At 72.8% G+C, this 23,705-nt stretch carries 20 protein-coding genes and 3 pseudogenes; 15 read left to right on the forward strand and 8 right to left on the reverse strand.

All coding sequences use genetic code 11. From position 1 onward, the window contains the following. Window positions 1-488 (forward strand): annotated as a pseudogene (locus IE172_RS35035) (3-hydroxyacyl-CoA dehydrogenase); the annotation flags it as partial. Window positions 489-510: 22 nt separating this feature from the next. Here IE172_RS35035 and IE172_RS33555 read toward each other — a convergent pair. Then, a complete protein-coding gene (locus IE172_RS33555) occupies window positions 511-1,218 on the reverse strand; it encodes a MerR family transcriptional regulator (RefSeq protein WP_190101150.1) in 708 nt (235 codons plus the stop codon). Between the two features lie 71 nt (window positions 1,219-1,289). Between IE172_RS33555 and IE172_RS33560 the strand changes: the two genes are divergently transcribed. The 3 genes from IE172_RS33560 (at window position 1,290) to IE172_RS33570 (ending at window position 5,775) form a co-directional block, all read left to right on the forward strand. Beyond that, window positions 1,290-1,769, forward strand: coding sequence for a macro domain-containing protein (locus IE172_RS33560; protein WP_190101151.1), 480 nt, complete (start codon window positions 1,290-1,292; stop codon window positions 1,767-1,769). A gap of 122 nt (window positions 1,770-1,891) precedes the next feature. Further along, complete coding sequence (locus IE172_RS33565; RefSeq protein WP_190101152.1) at window positions 1,892-3,847, forward strand: Xaa-Pro dipeptidyl-peptidase; 1,956 nt, start codon at window positions 1,892-1,894, stop codon at window positions 3,845-3,847. A gap of 206 nt (window positions 3,848-4,053) precedes the next feature. Beyond that, window positions 4,054-5,775 (forward strand): BCCT family transporter, encoded by a 1,722-nt coding sequence (locus IE172_RS33570; RefSeq protein WP_190101153.1) that lies wholly within the window; start codon window positions 4,054-4,056, stop codon window positions 5,773-5,775. Window positions 5,776-5,806: 31 nt separating this feature from the next. On the opposite strand, the gene IE172_RS33575 is transcribed toward IE172_RS33570, so the two are convergent. Next, a complete protein-coding gene (locus IE172_RS33575) occupies window positions 5,807-6,760 on the reverse strand; it encodes an FAD-dependent oxidoreductase (RefSeq protein ID WP_190101154.1) in 954 nt (317 codons plus the stop codon). A 67-nt stretch (window positions 6,761-6,827) separates the two neighbouring features. Between IE172_RS33575 and IE172_RS33580 the strand changes: the two genes are divergently transcribed. Both IE172_RS33580 and IE172_RS33585 read left to right on the forward strand, forming a co-directional pair. Continuing rightward, window positions 6,828-7,865: an oxidoreductase gene (locus tag IE172_RS33580; protein WP_190101155.1), complete on the forward strand. Its 1,038-nt coding sequence runs from the start codon at window positions 6,828-6,830 to the stop codon at window positions 7,863-7,865. 34 nt (window positions 7,866-7,899) lie between these two features. Then, window positions 7,900-9,540 (forward strand): ABC-F family ATP-binding cassette domain-containing protein, encoded by a 1,641-nt coding sequence (locus tag IE172_RS33585; protein ID WP_190101156.1) that lies wholly within the window; start codon window positions 7,900-7,902, stop codon window positions 9,538-9,540. Between the two features lie 220 nt (window positions 9,541-9,760). Here IE172_RS33585 and IE172_RS33590 read toward each other — a convergent pair whose 3' ends face one another. Then, entirely contained in the window at window positions 9,761-12,133 is a 2,373-nt protein-coding gene (locus tag IE172_RS33590; protein WP_190101157.1) for a Tex family protein, read from the reverse strand. A 105-nt stretch (window positions 12,134-12,238) separates the two neighbouring features. Next, window positions 12,239-12,370, reverse strand: a complete 132-nt coding sequence (locus tag IE172_RS35215; RefSeq protein ID WP_268253499.1) for an LPFR motif small protein — start codon at window positions 12,368-12,370, stop codon at window positions 12,239-12,241. Between the two features lie 22 nt (window positions 12,371-12,392). Between IE172_RS35215 and IE172_RS33595 the strand changes: the two are divergent. Continuing rightward, window positions 12,393-12,719 (forward strand): annotated as a pseudogene (locus IE172_RS33595) (DJ-1/PfpI family protein); the annotation flags it as partial. On the opposite strand, the gene IE172_RS33600 reads toward IE172_RS33595, so the two are convergent. Then, window positions 12,673-13,446 carry an enoyl-CoA hydratase/isomerase family protein gene (locus IE172_RS33600; protein ID WP_190101158.1) on the reverse strand — a complete coding sequence of 258 codons (774 nt, stop codon included), beginning with the start codon at window positions 13,444-13,446 and terminating at the stop codon, window positions 12,673-12,675. The pseudogene IE172_RS33595 and the gene IE172_RS33600 sit on opposite strands and share 47 nt — an antisense overlap. Before the next feature lie 132 nt (window positions 13,447-13,578). On the opposite strand from IE172_RS33600, the gene IE172_RS33605 reads away from it, so the two are divergent. Both IE172_RS33605 and IE172_RS33610 read left to right on the forward strand, forming a co-directional pair. Next, complete coding sequence (locus tag IE172_RS33605; protein WP_190101159.1) at window positions 13,579-14,241, forward strand: HdeD family acid-resistance protein; 663 nt, start codon at window positions 13,579-13,581, stop codon at window positions 14,239-14,241. Between the two features lie 138 nt (window positions 14,242-14,379). Next, window positions 14,380-14,841 carry an ATP-binding protein gene (locus IE172_RS33610; RefSeq protein ID WP_190101160.1) on the forward strand — a complete coding sequence of 154 codons (462 nt, stop codon included), beginning with the start codon at window positions 14,380-14,382 and terminating at the stop codon, window positions 14,839-14,841. 4 nt (window positions 14,842-14,845) lie between these two features. Here the strand turns inward: IE172_RS33610 and idi are convergent, their stop codons facing one another. From idi to galE, 3 genes are all read right to left on the reverse strand, one after another. Continuing rightward, window positions 14,846-15,439 carry an isopentenyl-diphosphate Delta-isomerase gene (gene idi / locus IE172_RS33615; RefSeq protein ID WP_190101161.1) on the reverse strand — a complete coding sequence of 198 codons (594 nt, stop codon included), beginning with the start codon at window positions 15,437-15,439 and terminating at the stop codon, window positions 14,846-14,848. Between the two features lie 332 nt (window positions 15,440-15,771). Continuing rightward, the gene (locus tag IE172_RS33620) at window positions 15,772-16,710 is read right to left on the reverse strand and encodes a cation diffusion facilitator family transporter (RefSeq protein WP_190101162.1); all 939 of its coding nucleotides are present in this window, start codon (window positions 16,708-16,710) and stop codon (window positions 15,772-15,774) included. Between the two features lie 132 nt (window positions 16,711-16,842). Next, the gene (gene galE / locus IE172_RS33625) at window positions 16,843-17,826 is read right to left on the reverse strand and encodes a UDP-glucose 4-epimerase GalE (RefSeq protein WP_190101163.1); all 984 of its coding nucleotides are present in this window, start codon (window positions 17,824-17,826) and stop codon (window positions 16,843-16,845) included. 322 nt (window positions 17,827-18,148) lie between these two features. On the opposite strand from galE, the gene IE172_RS33630 reads away from it, so the two are divergent. The 6 genes and pseudogenes from IE172_RS33630 to IE172_RS33655 all read left to right on the forward strand — a co-directional run. Beyond that, the gene (locus tag IE172_RS33630; protein WP_190101164.1) at window positions 18,149-19,966 is read left to right on the forward strand and encodes a DUF5941 domain-containing protein; all 1,818 of its coding nucleotides are present in this window, start codon (window positions 18,149-18,151) and stop codon (window positions 19,964-19,966) included. After that, a complete protein-coding gene (locus IE172_RS33635) occupies window positions 19,963-20,715 on the forward strand; it encodes a phosphocholine cytidylyltransferase family protein (protein ID WP_190101165.1) in 753 nt (250 codons plus the stop codon). Before IE172_RS33630 ends, IE172_RS33635 begins: the two co-directional genes overlap by 4 nt. Next, a complete protein-coding gene (locus tag IE172_RS33640) occupies window positions 20,703-21,764 on the forward strand; it encodes an iron-containing alcohol dehydrogenase family protein (RefSeq protein WP_190101166.1) in 1,062 nt (353 codons plus the stop codon). The genes IE172_RS33635 and IE172_RS33640 overlap by 13 nt, the downstream gene beginning before the upstream one ends. Then, the gene (locus IE172_RS33645) at window positions 21,742-22,521 is read left to right on the forward strand and encodes a CDP-alcohol phosphatidyltransferase family protein (protein WP_190101167.1); all 780 of its coding nucleotides are present in this window, start codon (window positions 21,742-21,744) and stop codon (window positions 22,519-22,521) included. The genes IE172_RS33640 and IE172_RS33645 overlap by 23 nt, the downstream gene beginning before the upstream one ends. After that, on the forward strand, window positions 22,518-23,402 hold the full coding sequence (locus IE172_RS33650) for a glycosyltransferase family 2 protein (protein ID WP_190101168.1): 885 nt from the start codon (window positions 22,518-22,520) through the stop codon (window positions 23,400-23,402). Before IE172_RS33645 ends, IE172_RS33650 begins: the two co-directional genes overlap by 4 nt. Window positions 23,403-23,500: 98 nt before the next feature. Further along, a pseudogene (locus IE172_RS33655) lies at window positions 23,501-23,705 on the forward strand (ABC transporter permease); the annotation flags it as partial.

The following is a 23,705-nucleotide window of genomic DNA, read 5'->3' on the forward strand; positions in this document are numbered from 1 at the left end:
GGGCCGTCGAGGAGGCCGGCGGCACCTGGACCGCCCACCCCGCCGAGGCCGTCATCGACCGCATGGTCGACGAGTTCGAGCGCCCGGGCCGCAGCGGCGGCGCCGGCTTCTACGAGTACGGCGAGGACGGCAGGCGCGGCTCCCTGTGGCCGGGACTGCGCGAGCACTTCACCAAGGCGGGCCACGAGATCCCGTTCCGCGACATGCAGGAACGCATGCTGTTCTCCGAGGCGCTGGACACCGTCCGGCTGCTGGAGGAAGGCGTGCTGACGTCCGTCGCGGACGCCAACATCGGCTCGATCCTCGGCATCGGCTTCCCGGGCTGGACCGGCGGCGTCCTGCAGTACATCAACGGCTACGAGGGCGGCCTGCCCGGTTTCGTCGCCCGCGCGCGTGAACTCGCCGAGCACTACGGTGAGCGCTTCACCCCGCCGGCCCTGCTGGTGGAGAAGGCGGAGAAGGGAGAGGCGTTCCAGGACGCCCGCTGACCCCGCCCACGTCCGGCGGGGTTCACCCCTCCTCGTCGAGCCACTCCCGCAGCTCCTCCTTCAGCGACCGCTGGAAGGTGGTGAGCAGCGCCTGCACCACGAGCGGATGCATCCGGGCGGACAGGGACCGCACATCCCGCGTGTCCTTGTCCGCCACCGCGTCCCGCAGCAGCCGCGACAACTCGCGGGCCGCCGCGCGGGAGTGCTCGGTGAGCGCCGTACGGGCGGCGAGGATCGTCTCGTGAGACAGCGGCACGTCCAGCAGTTCGACGCCGAGCCGCAGCAGCCCGGCGTCGACCCGGAAGGCCTCGCCGTCCGGCGTGCCGACGGTCCGCTCCACGACGTCCATCGCCGTCAGCCGCCTCAGATCGTCCTCGCCCAGCGCACGCCCCGCCCGGCGTTCCAGTTCCGCGCGGGACACCGTCTCCACCGCGTTCGGGGCCCAGGACGCCACCACGGCCCGCTGAACGGCCAGGTCCCGCACGCTCAGATCCGGCGGCAGCTGACCCAGGTACCGCTCGATCGCCGCCAGGGTCATGCCCCGGCTCTGCAGCTCCTCGATCAGCTCCAGCCGGGCCAGATGCTCCCTCCCGTACCGGCCGACCCGCCGGGGACCGATCACCGGCGGCGGCAGCAGCCCCTTCGTGCCGTAGAAGCGGACCGTGCGCACGGTGACCCCGGCCCGGGCCGCCAGCTCGTCGATCGTCAGGGCCTCGGTCTCGGTCGTCATGTGCAGCAGTATCGCTGTACCACCAGCGCTGTGACACCTCCGCTGTCAGTGCCGGCACCTAGGCTGACCCCATGTCGGGGATCACGTACGTCCGGGGTGACGCCACCGTTCCGTCGGTGAAGGGCGTCAAGATCGTCGCTCATGTCTGCAACGACATGGGTGGCTGGGGGAAGGGCTTCGTGCTGGCCGTGTCGCGCCGCTGGCCCGAGCCGGAGGCCGCCTACCGGACCTGGCACCGGGGCCGCGCGGGCAACGACTTCGGGCTGGGCGCGGTACAGCTCGTCCAGGTCGAGCGGTACGTGTGGGTGGCCAACATGATCGGCCAGCGCGGCACACGGACCGGCAGCAAGGGCGCCCCCGTCCGCTACGAGGCGATCGACACCGCCCTCGCCCGCCTCGCCGGCCACGCCCGGGACCTCGGCGCCTCGGTCCACATGCCCCGCATCGGCTGCGGCCTCGCCGGAGGCACCTGGAGCCGCGTCGAGCCGCTGATCACCGGGCGGCTGACCGCACAGGGAATACCCGTGACGGTGTACGACCACGGGGACTGAGCGGCCCGTCCGGCCCGCACCGGGAGAGCGCCCGGCGCGGGACACGCCTCCGGCCTACGCGAAGCCCACGACCCGTCAGACGCGCCCTTCTGCACACGTGTTCACCGATGTACCGTCCGCGCATGCCGAAACGCACGCGCCCCACGACCTGGAGAACGCTCGCGACGGCGGCCACCGCCGCCCTGACGGCCACACTGCTCACCCCGGTCACGGCACACGCCGCGCCGCGGGAGAGCCGGCCCGTCCACTCCTACGACGACGCCGTCCGCGAGGCCGTCTGGGTGGACACCGGACTCGACGAGGACCGGGACGGCAGGACCGACCGGGTCGCCGTCGACATCGTCCGCCCCCGCGAACCCGCCCTGCGGGGCCGCAAGATACCCGTCATCATGGACGCCAGCCCGTACTACTCCTGCTGCGGACGCGGCAACGAGAGCCAGCGGAAGACCTACGACGCCGACGGCGACATCGTGCGGATGCCGCTGTTCTACGACAACTACTTCGTGCCGCGCGGCTACGCCGTCGTCGGTGTCGACCTGGCCGGCACCAACCGCTCCGACGGCTGCGTGGACGTCGGAGGGCGCTCCGACATCCAGTCGGCCAAGGCCGTCGTCGACTGGCTCAACGGCCGCGGGAAGGCCTACACCAGCCGCACCGGCACCGAACGGGCGAGGGCCGACTGGACCAACGGCCGTACCGGCATGATCGGCAAGAGCTGGGACGGCACCATCGCCAACGGAGTCGCCGCCACCGGCGTCGAGGGCCTGGAGACCATCGTCCCCATCGCAGCCATCTCCTCCTGGTACGACTACTACTTCGACCAGGGCGCCCCCCTCTACGACTCCGGCCCCGACTGGCTGTCCCAGTACGTCGAGACCCCCGAGGCCCGCGCCGCGTGCGGCGCCGTCCAGCGCGAACTCGTCGACGGCGCCCCGCGCACCGGCGACCTCACCCCGCTGTGGAACGAACGCGACTACGTGCGCGCCGCGAAGAAGGTCGAAGCCAGCGTCTTCCTCGTGCACGGCATGCAGGACCTCAACGTGCGGATGCAGCACGTCGGTCCCTGGTGGGACGCCCTCGCGCGCAACGGGGTGAAACGCAAGATCTGGCTCTCCCAGACCGGGCACGTCGACCCCTTCGACTTCCGCCGCGCCGAGTGGGTCCGCACCCTGCACCGCTGGTTCGACCACGAACTCCTCGGCTACGACAACGGAATCGACCGCGAACCCATGGCCGACATCGAACGCGCCCCCGACCGGTGGGTCACCTCGGCGGTCTGGCCGCCCCGCGACACGCGGACCACGACGCTGCGCCCGGCCGAGGGCGACGAAGCCGGCGTCGGCACCCTGGGCCTGCGCCGGGGCAAGGGCACCGAGTCCTTCACCGACGACCCGGGCCTGAGCGAGACCGACTGGGCCGCGCGCGTCGACACACCCACCCCCGAGAAGGCGGGGTTCGTCACCGGCCCGCTCACCCGCGACCTGCGCCTGGCGGGCGCCTCCGAGGTCACCGTCACCGCCACCCCCAGCACCCCGACGGCCCACCTGTCCGCCGTGCTCGTGGACCTCGGCCCGGCCACCGTCCGCGACTACACCGACGCCGGAGAAGGCATCACCACCCTGCCCGGACGCACCTGCTGGGGCCCGAGCACCGACGGCGACAGTTCCTGCTTCAGGGAGACCCGCGCCACCACCGCCGACGTCGGCCACACCGTCGTCAGCCGCGGCTGGGCCGACCTCGGCAACCACGCGGACGAGGGCAGGGGCGAGCCGCTCACTCCCGGCAAGCGGTACACCCTCACCCTCGACCTGGCCGCCACCGACCACGTCGTCCCCGCCGGCCACCGCCTGGCACTGATCGTCGCCGGCACCGACCGCGGTCTGATCGACCCTCCCGCCGACACCCCGACCCTCACCCTCGACCTCTCCCGCACCTCCGCCCGCATCCCCTTCACCGGCGGGACGGCCGCGTTCGCCCGCGCCACGGCCGGAACGCACGCCACCACCCCGCACACCGTCCGGGACGGGGTCGGCCGGCCGGACGTCACCGCCCACCGCGTCCCCGGAGAGGCCCGGTAGGACATGGCCTGATCCCGCGTCCCCGTACCACCGGAAACGGCCGCCGCGTGCCCCCGTGCCGTCGCTGCCGCACGGGGGCACGCGCACCACCTGGGCAAGAAGAAGCCGCCACGTCCCGCCGAGGAGGTGAGTTTTGCGCCAAAGGTGGTAAGGGCGTATCGGGAGGAGCGCTCTCCGCCCAACGGCTCGGAGGAAAGGTGCCGCCTGTGACGCGGGATCAGCACAGCGACAAGGACGACACGGCGGGCCCGCTGCCCGGATCGGAAGCGGGCCTGCCGGGCCGGACGCACCCGCGGACCGACCGGGTGGTGTTCGGGGTCACCGCCGTGCTCACCCTCGCGTTCGTGCTGTGGGGGGCGATCTGGACGGACTCGCTCCAGGACGCCTCCAGCAGCATGCTCGGCGGGCTGATCCACAACGGCGGCTGGGCGTTCATCCTGGCCGCCTCCGGATTCGTGGTCTTCGCCCTCTGGCTGGCGGCCAGCCGCTACGGCCGGATCCACCTCGGCGCCGAGGGCGAGAAGCCGGAATTCCGCACGGTGTCCTGGATCGCCATGATGTTCAGCGCCGGCATGGGCATCGGCCTGATGTTCTGGGGCGTGAGCGAACCCCTGGCGCACTACACGACGCCCCCGCCCGGCACCAGCCCGGCCGACTCCGGCGACCGCATGGAAACGGCCATGGCCACCACCCTGTTCCACTGGACGCTCCACCCGTGGGCGATCTACGCGGTGGTCGGCCTCGCCATCGCCTACAGCACCTTCCGCCGGCGCCGCCGCCAGACCATCAGCGCCGTCTTCACCCCGCTCATCGGCGAGAAGAACGCGGCCGGCGTCGGGGGCCGGGTCATCGACATGCTCGCCATCATCGCCACCGTCTTCGGCTCCGCCGCCTCGCTCGGCCTCGGCGCCCTCCAGATCGGCTCCGGCGTGGAGAAGCTCGACTGGCTGGACAAGGTCAGCACCGGGCTGCTGGTCGGCATCATCGCGGTACTGACCGTGGCGTTCGTGGCCTCCGCGGTCTCCGGCGTGGAGAAGGGCATCCAGTGGCTGTCCAACACCAACATGGTGCTGGCCCTGCTCCTCGCCGTGTTCGTGTTCGTCGCCGGACCGACCATTCTCATCCTCGACCTGCTGCCCACCTCCGTCTTCGCCTACCTCGGCGACCTGCCCGAGCTGGCCGGCCGCACCGAGATCAGCGGCGGCCAGGGCGTCGCCGACTGGCTGAGCAGCTGGACCGTCTTCTACTGGGCGTGGTGGATCTCCTGGACGCCCTTCGTCGGCATGTTCATCGCCCGCATCAGCCGGGGCCGGACCATCCGCCAGTTCATCGGCGGCGTCATCCTCGTCCCCAGCACGGTCAGCCTGGTCTGGTTCGCGATCTTCGGCGGCACGGCGATGAAGCTCCAGGAGCAGAACCGGCTCGGCGACGAGACGACGCCCGAGGGCCGGCTCTTCGCCGTGCTGCAGGAGTACCCCCTCGCCACCGCCACCAGCCTGCTCGTGATGATCCTCGTCGGCATCTTCTTCGTCTCGGGCGCCGACGCCGCCTCCATCGTGATGGGCACCCTCTCGCAGCGGGGAGCGCTGGAACCCAGCCGCTGGGCCGTGGTGTTCTGGGGTGTGGTCACCGGCGCCGTGGCGGCGATCATGCTGATGGTCGGCAGCGGCCAGGGCGAGGCGCTGACCGGCCTGCAGAACCTCACGATCCTCGCGGCGGCCCCGTTCGTCATCGTGATGATCTTCATGTGTGTGGCGCTCATGCGCGACCTGCGCCGCGATCCGCTCATCGTGCGGGGCGAGATGGGCACCGAGGCGGTACAGCTCGCGGTCATCGAGGGCCACAAGAAGTACGACGGCGAATTCGAACTCCGCGTCGGACCGGGCCGCGGCCCCGACGTGGAGGGCGACCCCATCGGCAAACACTGACGGGCGCGGCCCCGGCCCGCCGGGTGACCGTTCACCCGGCGGCCAGCGCCGCCGCCTCCTCCGCGCAGCCCCAGGCCACGGTGACGCCCGCGCCGCCGTGGCCGTAGTTGTGGACCAGGCGGCGGCCGCCGGGGAGCGCGGCGCGTTCCAGACGGACCGTGCCGCGGGAGGGACGCAGGCCCACCCGGTGTTCCAGGACGCGGGCCCCGGCGATCTCCGGGCGCAGCGCGGCACACCGCCGCACGATCGCCTCGGCCACCGCCGGGTCCGGCTCCGCGGACCAGGAGTCCTCCTCCGCCGTACCGCCCAGCACCAGCCGCCCCGGCTGCGGGAAGAGGTACGCCATCGCGCCGTCCGCCCCCGTGGAGACCGTCCACGTACGGATGCCCGGGTTCTCCACCACGACCAGCTGCCCGCGCACCGGCCGCACCGCCGGATCCGGCACCAGCTCCCGCGCCCCCAGCCCCGTGCAGTTGACCACGACGGGCGCCTCGGCCTCCGCCAGGTCCGCCACCGTACGCGCCTCCACCACGCCCCCCGCCGCCAGCAACCGCTCCCGCAGCCACGGCAGATGGGCCGGCATGTCGATGAGCGGCAACCGGGCCCACACGCCCGGCCCGGCCGGGTACTCCCGCGCCGTCGCGAGCCGCAGTCCCGGCAGCCGGGCGGCGGCCCACGCGCCGACCTCGTCCAGGGCCGTTTCGCCCAGTACCCCTTCGACCATCCGTACGCCGGTGACGTCCGGCCGCGCCGCCAGTTCCTCGTACACCTCCAGCGAGCGCAGCGCCCACGCCCGCGCCGACGCCACCGGTTCGATCCGGTAGGGCCACCACAGCGCCCCGGCAACCGCCGAGGTCGTCCGCTCGACCGGGTCCCGCGTCCACACCCGTACCCGGGCGCCGCGCTCGGCGAGCACCACCGCCGTGGTCAGCCCGACGACACCGCCGCCGATCACCAGGACATCGCCGTCCACTTCGCTCTCCATCGGCCGGACGTTAGCGGAATGCGTCATGCCGCGCTCGGGCACGTCCCGCGGTGGGAATACTCACAGCATGTCTGCCGACTACGCGACCTTCGGCCTGGCACCGGCGACGAGAGCCGGTGGACTCCTCGCAGGCGGTGACTACCAAGTCCACCGGGACTTCGTCGACTTCGTCGTCGACGGGTACCCCCTGCTGTTCCGGCTCAGTGACCTGGACGCCGTCTCCCCGCTCGCCTCCGACGTCCCGCCCTCGCTCTTCACCGCCCAGGTCCGCAGCCTGCTGCTGGAGACCGAACCACCCCTGCCCGCAGGCCGGTTCGTCGTCTACGGCTGCCCCGAGTGCGAGGACCTCGCCTGCGGCGCCGTCACCGCGGTCATCGAACACGACGGCGAGGACGTCATCTGGCGCGACTTCGCCTGGCAGACCGACACGCACGCCGATCTGGAGCTCAACGGCTACCACGGCATCGGGCCGTTCCGCTTCCGCGGCACCGAGTACCGCGCGGCCCTCGCCGCCCTCCTCGACGGCAGCGCCGCCGGAGCCCGCCGCCGCGTCCTGCTCATCGGCGCCCGCGTCGCCCTCCTCGCCCGGCTCGCCGCGGCCCTGCGCACCATCGGCATCGGCGCCGACATCGCGCAGAACGCCGACGGTGTCCCCGCCGGCGAACTGCGGGAGTACGGCGCCGTCGTCTTCGGCCGGTCCACCGGCGCCGGACAGCGCGACACCGTACGCCGTGCCTTCGCCACCGCCGGCGTCGACGTGCCCTGCGTCGACGGCCTGGCACCGATCGTGCCGCTGCTCGTGGCCCAGACCGAACAGGCCCTGGACGGCAGCCCGCCGGGGCGGCGCCGCCTCACGGACCTCACCGCCGCCGCGGACGCGGCCGAGCTGGAGGTCACCTCGTCCTGCAGGGTGCGGCTCACCGCGTACCGCGTCGACCGGCTCTCCCGCGGCCACACCCGGGACCTCTTCGACGGCGTCCTGGAACCCGGCCGCCACCGCGTCCCGCTGGACGCCAGGGCGGTCAGGGGAGAGGCGTACGTCGTGGCACGTACCGGCGGCACCGTACTGGTGACGGAGGTGGGCCGGTCGAGGTCCCGGGCGTGAGCGTCCGGGCACGGCCATTAGGATCGGCGGTCTGATGACTGCCACCCTCGTCGCCAAGAACCTCGCCGCCGGGCACGGAGACCGCTCCCTGTTCACCGGTCTCGATCTCGTCGTCGCCCCCGGCGACGTGATCGGACTGGTCGGCGCCAACGGCGCGGGCAAGTCCACGCTGCTGCGCCTGCTCGCCGGACTCGCCGCGCCGGAACAGGGCGAGCTGCGCCTGTCCCCGCCCACGGCGACCGTCGGACACCTCCCGCAGGAGCCGGAGCGCCGGCCCGGCGAGAGCGTGCGGGGGTTCCTGGCCCGCCGCACCGGCGTCGCCGAGGCCCAGCGGGCGATGGACGAGGCGACCGGGGCCCTGGTCGAGGGAGCACCGGGCGCGGACGACGCGTACGCCACCAGCCTGGAACGCTGGCTGGCCCTGGGCGGAGCCGACCTCGACGAGCGCGCCGAGGACGTCGCCGGCACGCTCGGCCTGGCCGTCGGCCTGGACCAGCCGATGACCTCGCTCTCCGGCGGGCAGGCGGCCCGCGCGGGCCTCGCCTCGCTCCTCCTCTCCCGCTACGACGTCTTCCTCCTCGACGAGCCGACCAACGACCTGGACCTCGACGGCCTGGAGCGCCTCGAACGCTTCGTGGGCGGACTGCGCGCCGGCACGGTCGTCGTCAGCCACGACCGGGAGTTCCTCACCCGCACCGTCACCAAGGTCCTCGAACTCGACCTTGCCCAACGCCGGATCAACCTCTACGGCGGCGGCTACGAGGCCTATCTGGAGGAGCGGGAGGTGGCCCGGCGGCACGCCCGCGACGAGTTCGAGGAGTACGCCGACAAGCGGGCCGCGCTCCAGGACCGGGCCCAGACACAGCGCGCCTGGATGGACAAGGGCGTCAAGAACGCCCGCCGCAAGGCCGGCGGCGACAACGACAAGATCGGCCGCAAGTTCCGCAGCGAGGCCAGCGAGAAGCAGGCCGCCAAGGCGCGCCAGACGCAGCGCATGATCGAGCGCCTGGAGGTGGTCGAGGAGCCGCGCAAGGAGTGGGAACTGCGCATGGAGATCGCGGCGGCACCCCGCTCGGGCGCCGTCGTCGCCACCCTCCGGGACGCCGAGGTGCGCCGCGGCGGCTTCCGCCTCGGCCCGGTCTCCCTGCAGATCGACTGGGCCGACCGGGTGGCCGTCACGGGCGCGAACGGCGCCGGCAAGTCCACCCTGCTCGGCGCCCTCCTGGGGCGGGTGCCGCTGGACGCCGGGCACGCCGCCCTGGGCTCGGGCGTCCTGCTCGGGGAGGTCGACCAGGCCCGCGCGCTCTTCCACGGCCCGCAGACACTGCTCGACGCGTTCCGCCCGGCGGTGCCGGACCTGGAACCGGCCGACATCCGCACGCTGCTGGCGAAGTTCGGGCTCAAGGCGGACCACGTCACCCGCCCGGCGGCCGGCCTCTCCCCGGGGGAACGGACCCGGGCGGCCCTGGCCCTCCTGCAGGGCCGGGGCGTCAACCTCCTGGTCCTGGACGAGCCGACCAACCACCTCGACCTGCCGGCCATCGAACAGCTCGAGTCCGCCCTCGACACCTACGAGGGCACCCTCCTGCTGGTCACCCACGACCGCCGCATGCTCGACGCGGTCCACGTGAACCGCCGCCTGGAGGTCGCCGGCGGCAAGGTGACCGAACGCTGAGGCACCGTCAGCCGAGCCGCCGGGCCGGCCGCGGACAACGGACGACGAGGCCGCAGCAGCCCGTGGCGCAGGACCGGCATGGTGTTCGTCAGCGGGCACAGGTCCGGCCGCCGCTCGCCGTGATCTCCCAGGTGACGGCCCGTGGAACCCGCATACCGTCACCCTACGAGCAGGGCCCGTCCCTCCCGCCGCATGGCGGGAGGGACGGGCCCCGGCGGGGTCAGCGCCTGCCGCTCTTCGGGTCGACCAGACCCGCTCGGCGCAGGGCGTCGGCCATCGCGCTGTTCGACGGCGCCGGCGCCTGACGCGCACCCCCGCCACCACCGCCGCCGGCGCGGCCCTGGCGCTGCTGCGGCGGACGTCCGCCGCGCTGCCGGCGCTCACCGCCGGACGACGCCTGCTCCTTCGGCGCGGCCTCGTCGTCCAGCCGCAGCGTCAGCGAGATCCGCTTGCGCGGGATGTCCACGTCGAGGACCTTCACCTTGACGATGTCACCCGGCTTCACCACGTCCCGCGGGTCCTTGACGAACGTCTTCGACATCGCGGAGACGTGCACCAGGCCGTCCTGGTGGACACCGACGTCGACGAACGCACCGAACGCGGCGACGTTCGTGACGACCCCCTCCAGCACCATCCCGGAGGACAGGTCCGAGATCTTCTCCACGCCCTCCTTGAAGACCGCCGTCTTGAACGCGGGCCGCGGGTCGCGCCCCGGCTTCTCCAGTTCCTTCAGGATGTCGCTCACCGTCGGCAGGCCGAACTTCTCGTCCACGAAGTCCTGCGGCCTCAGTGACCGCAGCACCGCCGTGTTGCCGACCAGCGACGCGACCTCGGCACCGGACGTCTTCACCATGCGCCGCACCACCGGGTAGGCCTCCGGGTGCACGCTGGAGGCGTCCAGCGGGTCGTCGCCGCCGCGGATCCGCAGGAAGCCCGCGCACTGCTCGTACGCCTTCGGGCCGAGCCGCGTCACCTTCTTCAGCTCGCCGCGCGACCGGAACGGCCCGTTGGAGTCCCGGTGCGCCACGATGTTCTCGGCGAGCCCGGACGTGATCCCGGAGACCCGGGCCAGCAGCGGCGCCGACGCGGTGTTGACGTCCACGCCCACGCCGTTCACACAGTCCTCCACCACCGCGTCCAGCGAGCGCGACAGCTTCACCTCGGACAGGTCGTGCTGGTACTGGCCGACACCGATCGACTTCGGGTCGATCTTCACCAGCTCGGCCAGCGGGTCCTGCAGCCGGCGGGCGATCGACACCGCGCCGCGCAGCGACACGTCCATGTCGGGCAGCTCCTGCGAGGCGAAGGCGGAGGCCGAGTACACGGAGGCGCCCGCCTCGGACACCATCACCTTGGTCAGCTTCAGCTCGGGGTGCCGGGTGATGAGGTCACCGGCGAGCTTGTCCGTCTCACGGGACGCGGTGCCGTTGCCGATCGCGATCAGCTCCACCGCGTGCTCCCGGGCCAGCCGCGCCAGCTTGGCGAGGGACTCGTCCCAGCGGTTCGCCGGGACGTGCGGATGGATCACGTCGGTGGCCACGACCTTGCCGGTCGCGTCCACCACGGCGACCTTCACACCCGTACGGAAACCGGGGTCGAGGCCCAGCGTCGCCCGCGTGCCCGCCGGGGCGGCCAGCAGCAGGTCGCGCAGGTTCGCCGCGAAGACCCGCACCGCCTCGTCCTCGGCGGCCGTCCGCAGCCGCAGCCGCAGGTCGATGCCGAGGTGGACCAGGAGGCGGGTGCGCCAGGCCCAGCGGACCGTGTCGCCCAGCCACTTGTCGCCCGGGCGCCCCCGGTCGGCGATCCCGAACCGGTGCGCGACGATCCCCTCGTACGACGACGGCCCGTCGACGGGCTCCTCCGGCTCCAGGACGAGGTCGAGGACCTCCTCCTTCTCGCCGCGCAGCATCGCCAGGACCCGGTGCGAGGGCAGTTCCGTGAACGGCTCGGCGAAGTCGAAGTAGTCGGCGAACTTGGCGCCCGCCTCCTCCTTGCCCGCGCGGACCTTCGCGGCCAGCCGCCCGCGCACCCACATCCGCTCGCGCAGCTCGCCGATCAGGTCGGCGTCCTCGGAGAACCGCTCGGTGAGGATCGCCCGCGCGCCGTCCAGCGCGGCCTGCGGATCGGCCACACCCTTGTCGGCGTCCACGAAGGCGCTGGCCGCGGCGAGGGGCTCGACGCCCGGGTCACCGAGCAGCCCCTCCGCCAGCGGCTCCAGGCCCGCCTCGCGCGCGATCTGCGCCTTGGTGCGGCGCTTGGGCTTGAACGGCAGGTAGATGTCCTCCAGGCGCGCCTTGGTCTCCGCGCCCCGGATCCGTGCCTCGAGCTCGTCGGTCAGTTTGCCCTGCTCGCGCACCGACTCCAGGATCGCCGCACGCCGCTCCTCCAGCTCCCGCAGGTAGCGCAGCCGCTCCTCGAGCGTGCGCAGCTGCGCGTCGTCGAGCATCTCGGTCGCTTCCTTGCGGTAGCGCGCGATGAACGGCACGGTCGAGCCGCCGTCGAGAAGTTCGACGGCGGCTCTGACCTGCCGCTCCCGTACGCCGAGCTCTTCGGCGATCCTGCCTTCGATGGACCCTGCGAGGGGTGTCGTCACGTTCCCGTACCGCCTTCTCCACTGAGGTTGCGCGGCAATTGTGGCAGGTGACGCCGACAATCGGGGATCAGGGCGGCGACTCGCCCGGACATCGCACGGGCGGGCTCAGGCGCGACGGCCACGGGCGGTCGAGGAGGCCCCGCCGAAGAGCCGGGCGAGCGCCCGGAACGGCAGCGTCACGACGGTGGCGATGGCGCCGCCGATCTGGCGCAGGACGTCTGCGATGGCACGGAACACGTGTCTCCCCTTTCGTTCCCCGGCCGCTCCGGCCGGATGTACCGCGGGTACCTCCTCAACGCCTCGACATGCATGGCGGAGAACGGCCGGCCTCCTCAGGGGCCGCCGGGCCACCTCCCACTGGCCGGCCCTCGACCACCTGAAGCACCACGGCGCCGAGCCGACCGGGGAGCGGGTGGTCACCGACGGCAAGTACGTCACCGCCGCCGGCGTGTCCTCCGGCATCGACATGGGGCTCACCCTGCTGGGCCGCCTCGACGCCGGATCACCCAGGAAGGCGCCCGCGCACCTCGTGGAGGAGTTCAGGTCGCGCGGCCGCTTCGTCCTGGAGTGGGCACGCTCCAGGTGAAGCGGGGATCCCTGCGCCCCAGGAAGGCGGCGACGCCCTCCGCGGTGTCGCCGCTCTCCCGCGCCCGCTCGGCCCAGTACGGGTCCCGGTCGGTGCGGCCGTTCGCGAACTCCTTCGCCGCGGCCTGCGTCAGCTGTGAGCGGGACGTGAGGATCCGCGTGAACTCCGCCACCCGCTCGTCCAACGCGCCCCCGGGCAGCACCTCGTCCACCAGGCCCGTGCGCAGGGCCCGCCCCGTGTCGATCAACTCGCCCGAGAACAGCAGGTACTTGGCGGTCGCGGGCCCCACCAGCGACACCAGCCGCCGGGTGGCGGACGCCGGGTAGACGATGCCGAGCCTGGCCGGGGTCACCCCGAACCGCGCCCCTTCCTCGGCGAACCGCAGGTCGCAGGCAGCCGCCAACTGGGCCCCGCCGCCCACACAGTGACCGCGGACCGCGGCCAGCGTCGGCTTGGGGAAGGCGGCGAGGGCCTCCTCCGCCGCCACGGCCAGCCGCTGCGCCTCGAGCGGGGAGTCCCGCAGCGTGGAGATGTCCGCCCCGGCGCAGAACGTCCCGCCCGCACCGGTGAGCACCAGCGCCCGTACCTCCGGGTCGGCCGCCAGCGTTTCCAGCAGGGGCGGCAGGGAACCCCACATCGCGGCCGTCATGGCGTTGCGCTTCGCCGGATGGCGGATGACGACCGTGGCGACCGAGTCGGTGACGCTGTGCAGCAGCTGCGGCTCCATGCGCCGGATGCTATCCGCCCCCCGGGAGGCGCCGGCCGGCAGGACCCGGCCGCCCTGCGGACGACGACAGGACGGCGGAGGGCGCGGGGACGGCGGAGACTGGGAGAGGGAGACAGGAGCGAGGAGGCACTCATGGCCAGGACCGCCAAGAACGCCGAGTCCGCGGGGCCCCGCGCGGAGGCCGCGAAACTGAGCCGGGGCTTCAGCTGGCTCGCCGTGCTCGGGGTGATCCTGGTCCTCGCCGGGCTGGTCGGCCTCGTGTACACGGGTATCGCCACCCTGACCTCGATGCTGCTGTTCGGCTGGCTGCTGCTGATCGGCGGCGTGGTCGGGCTGCTGCACGCCGTCCAGGCGCGGCACACCAACTTCTTCTGGCTCGGCGTGGTCGTCGCGGCCCTGAACATCGCGGCCGGTGTGGTGATCCTGAAGACACCGGAGGCGGCGGCCGAGGCGCTGACCATGTTCGCCGCGCTGCTCTTCCTCACCGGCGGGGTGTTCCGGCTGGTCGGCAGCCTGGTGGTGCGCGGGCCGCAGTTCGGCTGGACGCTGGTCCAGGGGGCCTTCGGCCTGCTGCTCGGCGTCCTCGTGCTGGCGACCTGGCCGAGCAGCAGCCAGTACGTCATCGGTACGTTCTTCTCCCTCTCCCTGCTCTTCGACGGGCTCGGTCTGATCGCCACCGGCTACGGAGGGCGCCGCATCGTCGGCATGGTCTCCGACCGGCTGGCCGCCGAGGAGGCGGGAGAAACGGAACGGGCACCGGACGGTGGCGCCGTGAAACCCGTACAACCCGACTAATCCTCCGAGACAGCACAAGGCGTACCCGGACGGTCCCGTAAGCGACTCGGTCGTACCCGGGCGGTCGGAAACGGTCGATATCCGCTGACTTCTGTTCAGCGTCGAAGTGCGGAGCCGGTCGGTATCAACACTCGACGTGTGGTCACAATCGAGCGTGAAGGTGGCGATCCGCTGCCGTACGAAGGTGTCTGGCGGTTCACCGCCCCGGCCGTGGACGCCTCGGTCCCACAGGCCCGGCACGCCGTGCGTGACCTGCTGCTGCGCCAGGGAGTACCGGTCGCGGACGAGGTGGTGCAGGGTCTGCTGCTGATCGTCTCGGAACTGGTCACCAACGCCGTACGGCACGCGGCGCTGCTGTCGCCGGTGCTCGGCGTGGAGGTCGCCGTCGGCGCCGAGTGGATCCGGCTGTCCGTCGAGGACAACCACCCCTACCGTCCCACCGCCCTGGAGACCGACCACGCCCGCACCGGCGGCCGCGGACTGCTCCTCGTGCGCGAGATCACCCGGGAGGCGGGCGGGGCGTGCGAGGTCGAGCACACGGTGACCGGCGGCAAGGTGATCTGGGCCACCCTGCCGCTCAAGCCGGCCCCGGCCTCCTAGGCGCTCACCAGCCCGCCGACGGGCCCGTCAGTTCCCGCACCGCCGGGCGGGCGGCGTCCAGGACGGTCATGAACCAGGCCGAGTACGTGTCCCTCGCGTGCCGCTCCGCCAGCTCGTCCGGGGTCACGAACGCGGTGGACGCCACCTCCTCCGGGTCCGGTCGCAGCGGGGACTGCACCATCCCGACGAAGAGGTGGTTGTACTCCTGCTCCACCAGCCCCGAGGCCGGGTCCGGGTGGTTGTAGCGGACCGTGCCGGCCTCCGCGAGCAGCGAGGGCGAGACCCCCAGCTCCTCGAAGGTCCGCCGGGCCGCCGCCGCGAACGGCGCCTCACCCGGGTAGGGGTGACCGCAGCAGGTGTTGGACCACACACCGGGGGAGTGGTACTTGCCCAGGGCCCGCTGCTGCAGCAGCAGGCGCCCGTGCTCGTCGAACAGGAACACCGAGAACGCCCGGTGCAGCCGCCCCGGCGGCTGATGGGCGGCGAGCTTCTCCGCGGTGCCGGTCGTCACGCCGTCCTCGTCGACCAGTTCCAGCAAAATCGGCTCGGCGGTGCCGCTCGACGGGCTGTTCGTCGCGGTGGCAGGTGTGATCGGCATACCCATCCTTCACTCGGTCTTCGCGCCCCAGTCTGCCGCACGAATCCGGCACTCCCGGCACTCCGGTCCTCACCCGCATGTCCCGCGCCCGGCGCGGACGGCGCTCCCGCCGACCGGGGGACGGGACCGGTCCCGCAGCTGAGCGTGCCCGCGGCGGGAGGCGGAAACGCCTCCTCCGCGGAGCGCTCCGGGGGAAGGGGCGCCGCCACGGGGGCGGACGGCAGCGTGCCCCGGCGCACGGGTGCGCCCGGTTGCTTCCGGACCGTTCCAGTGGCAAAGACGCGCCCCGGTCGCAAAGACGCGCCCCGGTGGCGGGCACACGCCCCGGCGCCTCAGTGACAGAGACGCGCCTCGTGCTCGGCGTGTCCGACCGGTTCGAGCTGGAAGGTGCAGTGCTCCACGTCGAAGTGGTCGCCCAGGCAGCCCTGGAGCTCGTGCAGCATCTTCTCGTGCCCGAGGGCGTTGAGGGTGTCGGGGCTGACGACCACGTGCGCGGAGAGCACGGGCATCCCCGAGGTGATCGTCCAGGCGTGCAGGTCGTGCACGTCCTCGACCCCCGGCGTGGCCAGGATGTGCGCCCGGACCTGGGCCATGTCGACGCCCTTGGGCGCCGCCTCCAGCAGGACGTCCAGGGTCTCGCGCAGCAGCTTCACGCTGCGCGGCACGATCATCAGCGCGATCAGCAGCGAGGCGATCGGGTCGGCGGCCGTCCAGCCCGTGGTGACGATCACCAGTGCGGACACGATCACCGCCACCGAGCCGAGCGCGTCGGCCGCCACCTCCAGGAAGGCCCCGCGCACGTTCAGGCTCTCCTTCTGCCCGCGCATCAGCAGGGTCAGCGACACCAGGTTGGCGACCAGGCCGATCGCGCCGAACACCATCGCCAGGCCGCCCTTGGTGTCGGCCGGTGTGACGAACCGCTCGACCACCTCGTACAGCACGTAGCCGCCGACGCCGAGCAGCAGCAGACAGTTGGCCAGGGCGGCGAGAATCTCCGCCCGGGCGAGCCCGAAGGTGCGGCGATCGCTCGGCGGGCGGTTCGCGAAGTGGATCGCGAGCAGGGCCATGCCCAGACCCAGGGCGTCCGTCGCCATGTGCGCCGCGTCCGTGACCAGGGCGAGCGAGTCGGCCAGGACACCGCCGACGATCTGGACCACCATCACGCCGAGCGTGATCGCCAGCGCCGCCCGCAGCCTGCCCCGGTACGCCGCGCCGGCCGTGCCGCCGGCGTGCGCTCCGTGCGCGTGCCCGTGATCGTGCCCAGCCCCCATGGGTGCCGCCGCCCTTCCGTGACCGTCTGCCGCAACACAGTGAACTACGGGAGGGGGGTATGGGGCAACGCGGCACTGAACACCGTTGTCATGTGCCCTGACCTGCGGAAACGGTTCGCAGGTCAGGGCTGTTCACCGGCCCGTGGCGGTGGCGTGGTGGAGGCGCCAGCCCTGCCAGGCCGAGTCGACCATCTCGTGCACGGAGCGGTGGGCGGCCCAGCCGAGCAGCTCGCGCGCGCGGGCGGAGGAGGCCACCGCCATCGGGGCGTCGCCCGGGCGGCGGGGCTCGACGACCGGGGGCCGGGTGTCGCCGGTGACCTTGCCGATGGCCGTGATCAGCTCGCGCACGGAGACGCCCGTGCCCCGCCCGATGTTCAGCGTCAGGTCGCCGTCCACGGCCCCGTCCGACAGCAGGCGGGCCGCCGCCAGGTGCGCCTCGGCCAGGTCGGCCACGTGGATGTAGTCGCGGACGCAGGTGCCGTCCGGCGTCGGGTAGTCGTCGCCGAAGATGCGCGGGGCCTCGTCGCGCGTGAGCCGGTCGAAGACCATCGGCACGATGTTGTAGACCCCGGTGTCGGCCAGTTCCGGGGTGGCCGCGCCCGCGACGTTGAAGTAGCGCAGGCAGGCCGTGGAGATGCCGTGCGCACGGCCGGCCGCCCGCACCAGCCACTCGCCGGCGAGCTTGGTCTCGCCGTAGGGGTTCACCGGGGCGCAGGGCGTGTCCTCCGTGATGAGGTCCACCCGGGGGTCGCCGTACACCGCCGCGGACGAGGAGAAGACGAGACGCCGGACCCCGGCCTCCGCCACCGCCTCCAGGAGCGTCGCGAGGCCGCCCACGTTCTCCTGGTAGTAGCGGACCGGCTGGGCCACGGACTCGGCGACCTGCTTGCGCGCGGCGAAGTGCAGCACGCCCGTCACCCGGTGCTCCGCGAGCACGCGCTTGAGCAGCTCGCCGTCCAGCGACGATCCCCTGACCAGCGGCACGCCGGCGGGAAGCCGCCCCGGCACGCCGGCCGAGAGGTCGTCCAGGGCGACGACCTCCTCCCCGGCCTCCGCCATGGCCCGCACCACATGTGCCCCGATGTAACCGGCTCCGCCGGTGATCAGCCAAGTCATGGTCGTCCACCCTATGCCGAGCCGTGCCGACGTGGACCGCTCCCGGAGGATGTACGTCTTTTTCCTGAATTGACGCCCCCGCGGCCGGCGGCCGGGGTCCTTTCCGCGGGCGCGGTTTGTGGGCCCGGCCCCGGATCCCCGATGATGATCGCGGCAGGGACGCGGGCGAATCACGTCGATCCAACCGCCGAACGGGTGGTGAACGTGGGCTTCCGGGTTTCCGATAGCCTCTGCCGACATGCTGCCCGGAGGCCCCCACAGGGGTGCCTCACCATGTACATGACCGACGTGGACGCGTCGGCACCCAGGGAGTGAGATTCGGTTGTCGACCGCCATCCTCACCGGCCAGCCGGTCCCCGGTTCGTCACTCGAGGGGGACCTGCGTTCCCTCGGCTTCGACGTACGGATCGCGTCCGGCACCGCCGAGGCCGAGACCCTGCTCGCCGCGGTGCCCGCGGGACAGCGGGTGGCCGTGGTCGACACCCGCTTCGTGGGCCATGTGCACGCGCTGCGCCTGGGCCTCACCGACCCCCGCTTCCCGATCTCCGCGATCCCCGGCGCCGTCACCGCCCAGCAGGACGGCAGGCCGGCCCTCACCCGCGCCCTGGCCCGCGAGAACGCCGCCGGTGAGACCCCGGAGGGCGGCACCACCCTGGTCGGGAGCCTCGCCGACCGCGTCGTCACCGCGCTCGACACCGACGGCGCCGAGGTGCACCGTCCCGAGCTCGGCAGCCTCGTCGCCACCGTCCCGGCCGACCCCCAGGCCCGCAACGAGGCCCGGCAGGCCGTCGCCTCCGTCGACGACGAGGCCGTACGCCTGAAGTCCGCGGTCAAGGCCCGCGACGGGTTCTTCACCACGCACTTCATCAGCCCCTACTCCCGCTACCTGGCGCGCTGGTGCGCCCGCCGCGGGCTGACCCCCAACCAGGTCACCACCGCCTCCCTGCTGACCGCGCTGATAGCCGCGGCCTGCGCCGCCACCGGCACCCGCCCCGGCTTCGTGGCCGCCGGCGTCCTGCTCATCGCCTCGTTCGTGCTGGACTGCGCCGACGGCCAGCTCGCCCGCTACTCCCTCCAGTACTCCACCCTCGGCGCCTGGCTGGACGCCACCTTCGACCGGGCCAAGGAGTACGCGTACTACGCCGGCCTCGCCCTCGGAGCCGCCCGCGGCGGCGACGACGTATGGGCCCTCGCCCTCGGGGCGATGGTCCTCCAGACCTGCCGGCACGTGGTCGACTTCTCCTTCAACGAGGCCAACCACGACGCCACCGCCAACACCAGTCCGACGGCGGCCCTCTCCGACAAGCTCGACAGCGTCGGCTGGACGGTCTGGGTGCGCCGCATGATCGTCCTGCCGATCGGTGAACGCTGGGCGATGATCGCCGTCCTCACGGCCCTCACCACCCCCCGGATCACCTTCTACGCGCTGCTCGCCGGCTGCGCCTTCGCCGCCACGTACACCACGGCGGGCCGCGTCCTGCGCTCGCTGACCAGGAAGGCGAAGAGGACCGACCGGGCCGCGCGGGCGCTCGCCGACCTCACCGACTCCGGCCCGCTCACCGAGGCCCTGGGCGGCCCGCTGACGAAGCCCGCGCGCCGGCTCCCCGGCTTCGCCGCCCCCGCCCTGGCCCTGCTCGGCGGCCTCGCCGTCGTCGCCACGGCCGCGCTGACCGGCTTCGGCGGCCCCTGGACGGTCCTCGCCGCCTGCGCCTACGTGCTGACCTCCGCCCTCGCCGTGGCCCGCCCCCTCAAGGGCGCCCTCGACTGGCTGGTCCCGCCGTTCTTCCGTGCCGCCGAGTACGGCACCGTGCTCGCCCTCGCGGCCGCCGCGGACGTGAACGGGGCCCTGCCCGCGGCCTACGGGCTGGTGGCCGCGGTCGCCTACCATCACTACGACACGGTCTACCGCATCCGCGGCAACGCGGGCGCGTCCCCGCGCTGGCTGGTGCGGGCGGCCGGGGGGCAGGAGGGCCGCGTCCTGGCGGTCGCCGTCCTCGCGGCCCTGCTCACCGGCTCGCAGTTCACCGTCGCGCTCACGGTCCTCGCCGTGGCCGTGGCCCTGCTGGTGCTCGTCGAGAGCATCCGCTTCTGGGTGTCCGCAGGGGCGCCCGCCGTACACGATGAAGGAGAACCCGCATGATCGGCCTCGTGCTGGCGGCCGGCGCCGGACGGCGTCTGCGCCCCTACACCGACAGCCTTCCCAAGGCGCTGGTGCCGGTGGGGCCCGCGGGCATAGAGGGCGAACCAACGGTCCTCGACCTGACCCTGGCGAACTTCGCCGAGGTCGGCCTCACCGAGGCCGCGGTCATCGTCGGCTACCGCAAGGAGGCCGTCTACGAGCGCAGGGCGGCCCTGGAGCGGAAGTACGGCCTCAAGATCACCCTCATCGACAACGACAAGGCCGAGGAGTGGAACAACGCCTACTCCCTGTGGTGCGGCCGTGACGCCCTCAAGGACGGGGTGATCCTCGCCAACGGCGACACCGTGCACCCGGTCTCCGTCGAGCGCACCCTGCTCGCCGCCCGCGGCGAGGGCCGGAAGATCATCCTCGCCCTCGACGACGTGAAGTCGCTGGCCGACGAGGAGATGAAGGTCGTCGCCGACCCCGCCAAGGGCATGACGAAGATCACCAAGCTGATGGACCCGGCCGAGGCGACCGGTGAGTACATCGGCGTCACCCTGATCGAGGGCGACGCCGCCCCCGAACTCGCCGACGCCCTGAAGACCGTCTGGGAGACCGACCCCCAGCAGTTCTACGAGCACGGCTACCAGGAACTGGTCAACCGCGGCTTCCGCATCGACGTGGCGCCCATCGGCGACGTCAAGTGGGTGGAGATCGACAACCACGACGATCTCGCCCGTGGACGGGAGATCGCGTGCCAGTACTGACCCGGCTCATCCCCTCCCCGCTCGTCGTCGACATCCGTCCCGGGGCCCTCGACGACCTCGGCTGCGTCCTCGCCGACGAGCGCATCTCACAGTCCGGGCGGCTCGCCGTCGCCGTCAGCGGCGGCTCCGGGGCGCGGCTGCGCGAGCGCGTCGCCCCGTCCCTGCCCGGCGCGAGCTGGTACGAGGTCGGCGGCGGCACCCTCGACGACGCGGTCCGGCTGGCCGGCGCCATAAAGGCCGGCCACTACGACGCCGTGGTCGGGCTCGGCGGCGGCAAGATCATCGACTGCGCCAAGTTCGCGGCGGCCCGCGTGGGCCTGCCCCTCGTCGCCGTCCCGACGAACCTCGCGCACGACGGCCTGTGCTCGCCGGTCGCCACCCTCGACAACGACGCCGGCCGCGGCTCCTACGGCGTGCCCAACCCGATCGCCGTCGTCATCGACCTCGACGTCATCCGCGAGGCCCCGGTGCGCTACGTGCGCGCCGGGATCGGGGACGCCGTGTCCAACGTCTCCGCCATCGCGGACTGGGAACTGGCGTGCCGGGTCAAGGGCGAGCGGATCGACGGGCTCGCCGCGGCCATGGCCCGGCAGGCCGGCGAGTCCGTGCTGCGCCACCCGGGCGGCATCGGGGACAACGACTTCCTCCAGGTCCTCGCCGAGGCACTGGTGCTCAGCGGCATCGCCATGTCGGTGTCGGGCGACTCACGGCCGTCCTCCGGGGCCTGCCACGAGATCAACCACGCCTTCGACCTGCTGTACCCCAAGCGGGCGGCCGCCCACGGGGAGCAGTGCGGACTGGGCGCGGCCTTCGCGATGTACCTGCGGGGAGCGCACGAGGAGTCGGCGCACATGGCCGGCGTGCTGCGCCGCCACGGGCTGCCGGTGCTGCCGGAGGAGATCGGCTTCACGGTGGACGAGTTCGTGCGGGCCGTCGAGTTCGCCCCGGAGACCCGCCCCGGCCGCTTCACCATCCTCGAGCACCTCGACCTCAAGACCGAACAGATCAAGGACGTCTACGCCGACTATGTCAAGGCCATCGGTAGCTGAACTCCGTCCGGTCGTGCACCCCCCGGGGGTCAAGGACCGGCGCAGCGGTGAGCACTGGATGGGACGCCTCTACATGCGCGAGGTGTCCCTGCGGGTGGACCGCTACCTGGTGAACACCAGGGTCACGCCCAACCAGCTCACCTACCTGATGACCGTCTTCGGTGTCCTCGCGGCCCCGGCCCTGCTGGTGCCGGGGATCGCGGGGGCCGTCCTCGGCGTCGTCATGGTCCAGCTGTACCTGCTGCTGGACTGCGTCGACGGCGAGGTCGCCCGCTGGAAGAAGCAGTACTCGCTCGGCGGGGTCTACCTGGACCGGGTCGGCGCCTACCTGTGCGACGCCGCCGTGCTCGTCGGGCTCGGTCTGCGCGCCGCCGACCTGTGGGGCAGCGGGCGCATCGACTGGCTGTGGGCCTTCCTCGGCACCCTCGCCGCGCTCGGCGCGATCCTGGTCAAGGCCGAGACCGACCTGGTCGCCGTCGCCCGACACCAGGGCGGACTGCCCCCGGTGAAGGAGGCCGCGTCCGAGCCCCGCTCCTCCGGCATGGCCCTGGCCCGCCGGGCCGCCGCCGCCCTGAAGTTCCACCGGCTCATCCTCGGCATCGAGGCGTCCCTGCTGATCCTGCTCCTCGCGATCCTGGACGCCAGCCGGGGCGATCTGTTCTTCACCCGGCTCGGTACCGCCGTACTCGCCGGCATCGCCCTGCTGCAGACCGTGCTGCACCTCGTCTCCGTGCTCGCTTCCAGCAGGCTGAAGTGAGCTCCGGCATGAAGGTCGGCGCGGTGATCATCACCATGGGCAACCGCCCCGACGAACTGCGCGCGCTGCTGGACTCGGTCGCGAAGCAGGACGGCGACCCGGTCCAGGCCGTGGTCGTCGGCAACGGCTCGCCCGTCCCGGAGGTCCCCGAGGGGGTGCGCACGGTCGAGCTGCCGGAGAACCTCGGCATCCCGGGCGGCCGCAACGCCGGCATCGAGGCCTTCGGCCCCGGCGGCCGGGACGCCGACATCCTGCTGTTCCTCGACGACGACGGCCTGCTCGCCCGCCACGACACCGCCGAGCTGTGCCGCGAGGCCTTCGCGGCCGACCCGGCGCTCGGGATCATCAGCTTCCGCATCGCCGACCCGGAGACCGGTGTCACCCAGCGCCGCCACGTGCCCCGGCTGCGCGCCTCCGACCCGATGCGCTCCTCCCGCGTCACCACCTTCCTCGGCGGCGCCAACGCCGTACGCACCCAGGTCTTCGCCGAGGTCGGCGGGCTGCCCGACGCGTTCTTCTACGCCCACGAGGAGACCGACCTGGCCTGGCGGGCCCTCGACGCCGGCTGGATGATCGACTACCGCTCCGACATGGTGCTGTACCACCCGACGACCGCCCCCTCGCGGCACGCGGTCTACCACCGCATGGTCGCCCGCAACCGGGTCTGGCTCGCCCGCCGCAACCTCCCCGCCCCCCTGGTACCGGTGTACCTGGGCGCCTGGATCCTGCTGACCCTCGTGCGGCGGCCCTCGCGCCCCGCGCTGAAGGCCTGGCTCGGCGGTTTCCGGGAGGGTCTGACCACCCCCTGCGGTGCCCGCAGGCCCATGAAGTGGCGTACGGTGTGGCGGCTGACCAGACTGGGCCGGCCCCCGGTGATCTGACAAGCTCGTGTCCGGGAACATCGGGGCCGCACCCAGGCTCCCCGGCTCATGCCAGGCCCGCTCCGGGCCCCGCATCTCGAGGACGAAAGTTTTACCCAGTGAGTGAGACAACGCACGACGGCACGGTCGCGGTCAGCGCGCCGGTGTCGCCCGACGAGGGCCTCACGGCGGCCGCGCTGGCCGCCAAGTACGGGCTGTCCGTCAGCGGCGCCCGGCCGTCCCTCCTCGAGTACGTCCGTCAGCTCTGGGGCCGGCGGCACTTCATCCTCGCCTTCTCCCAGGCCAAGCTCACGGCCCAGTACA

It is taken from the genome of Streptomyces griseoflavus (genome assembly GCF_014649995.1).
In the GTDB taxonomy this organism is placed as follows: domain Bacteria; phylum Actinomycetota; class Actinomycetes; order Streptomycetales; family Streptomycetaceae; genus Streptomyces; species Streptomyces griseoflavus.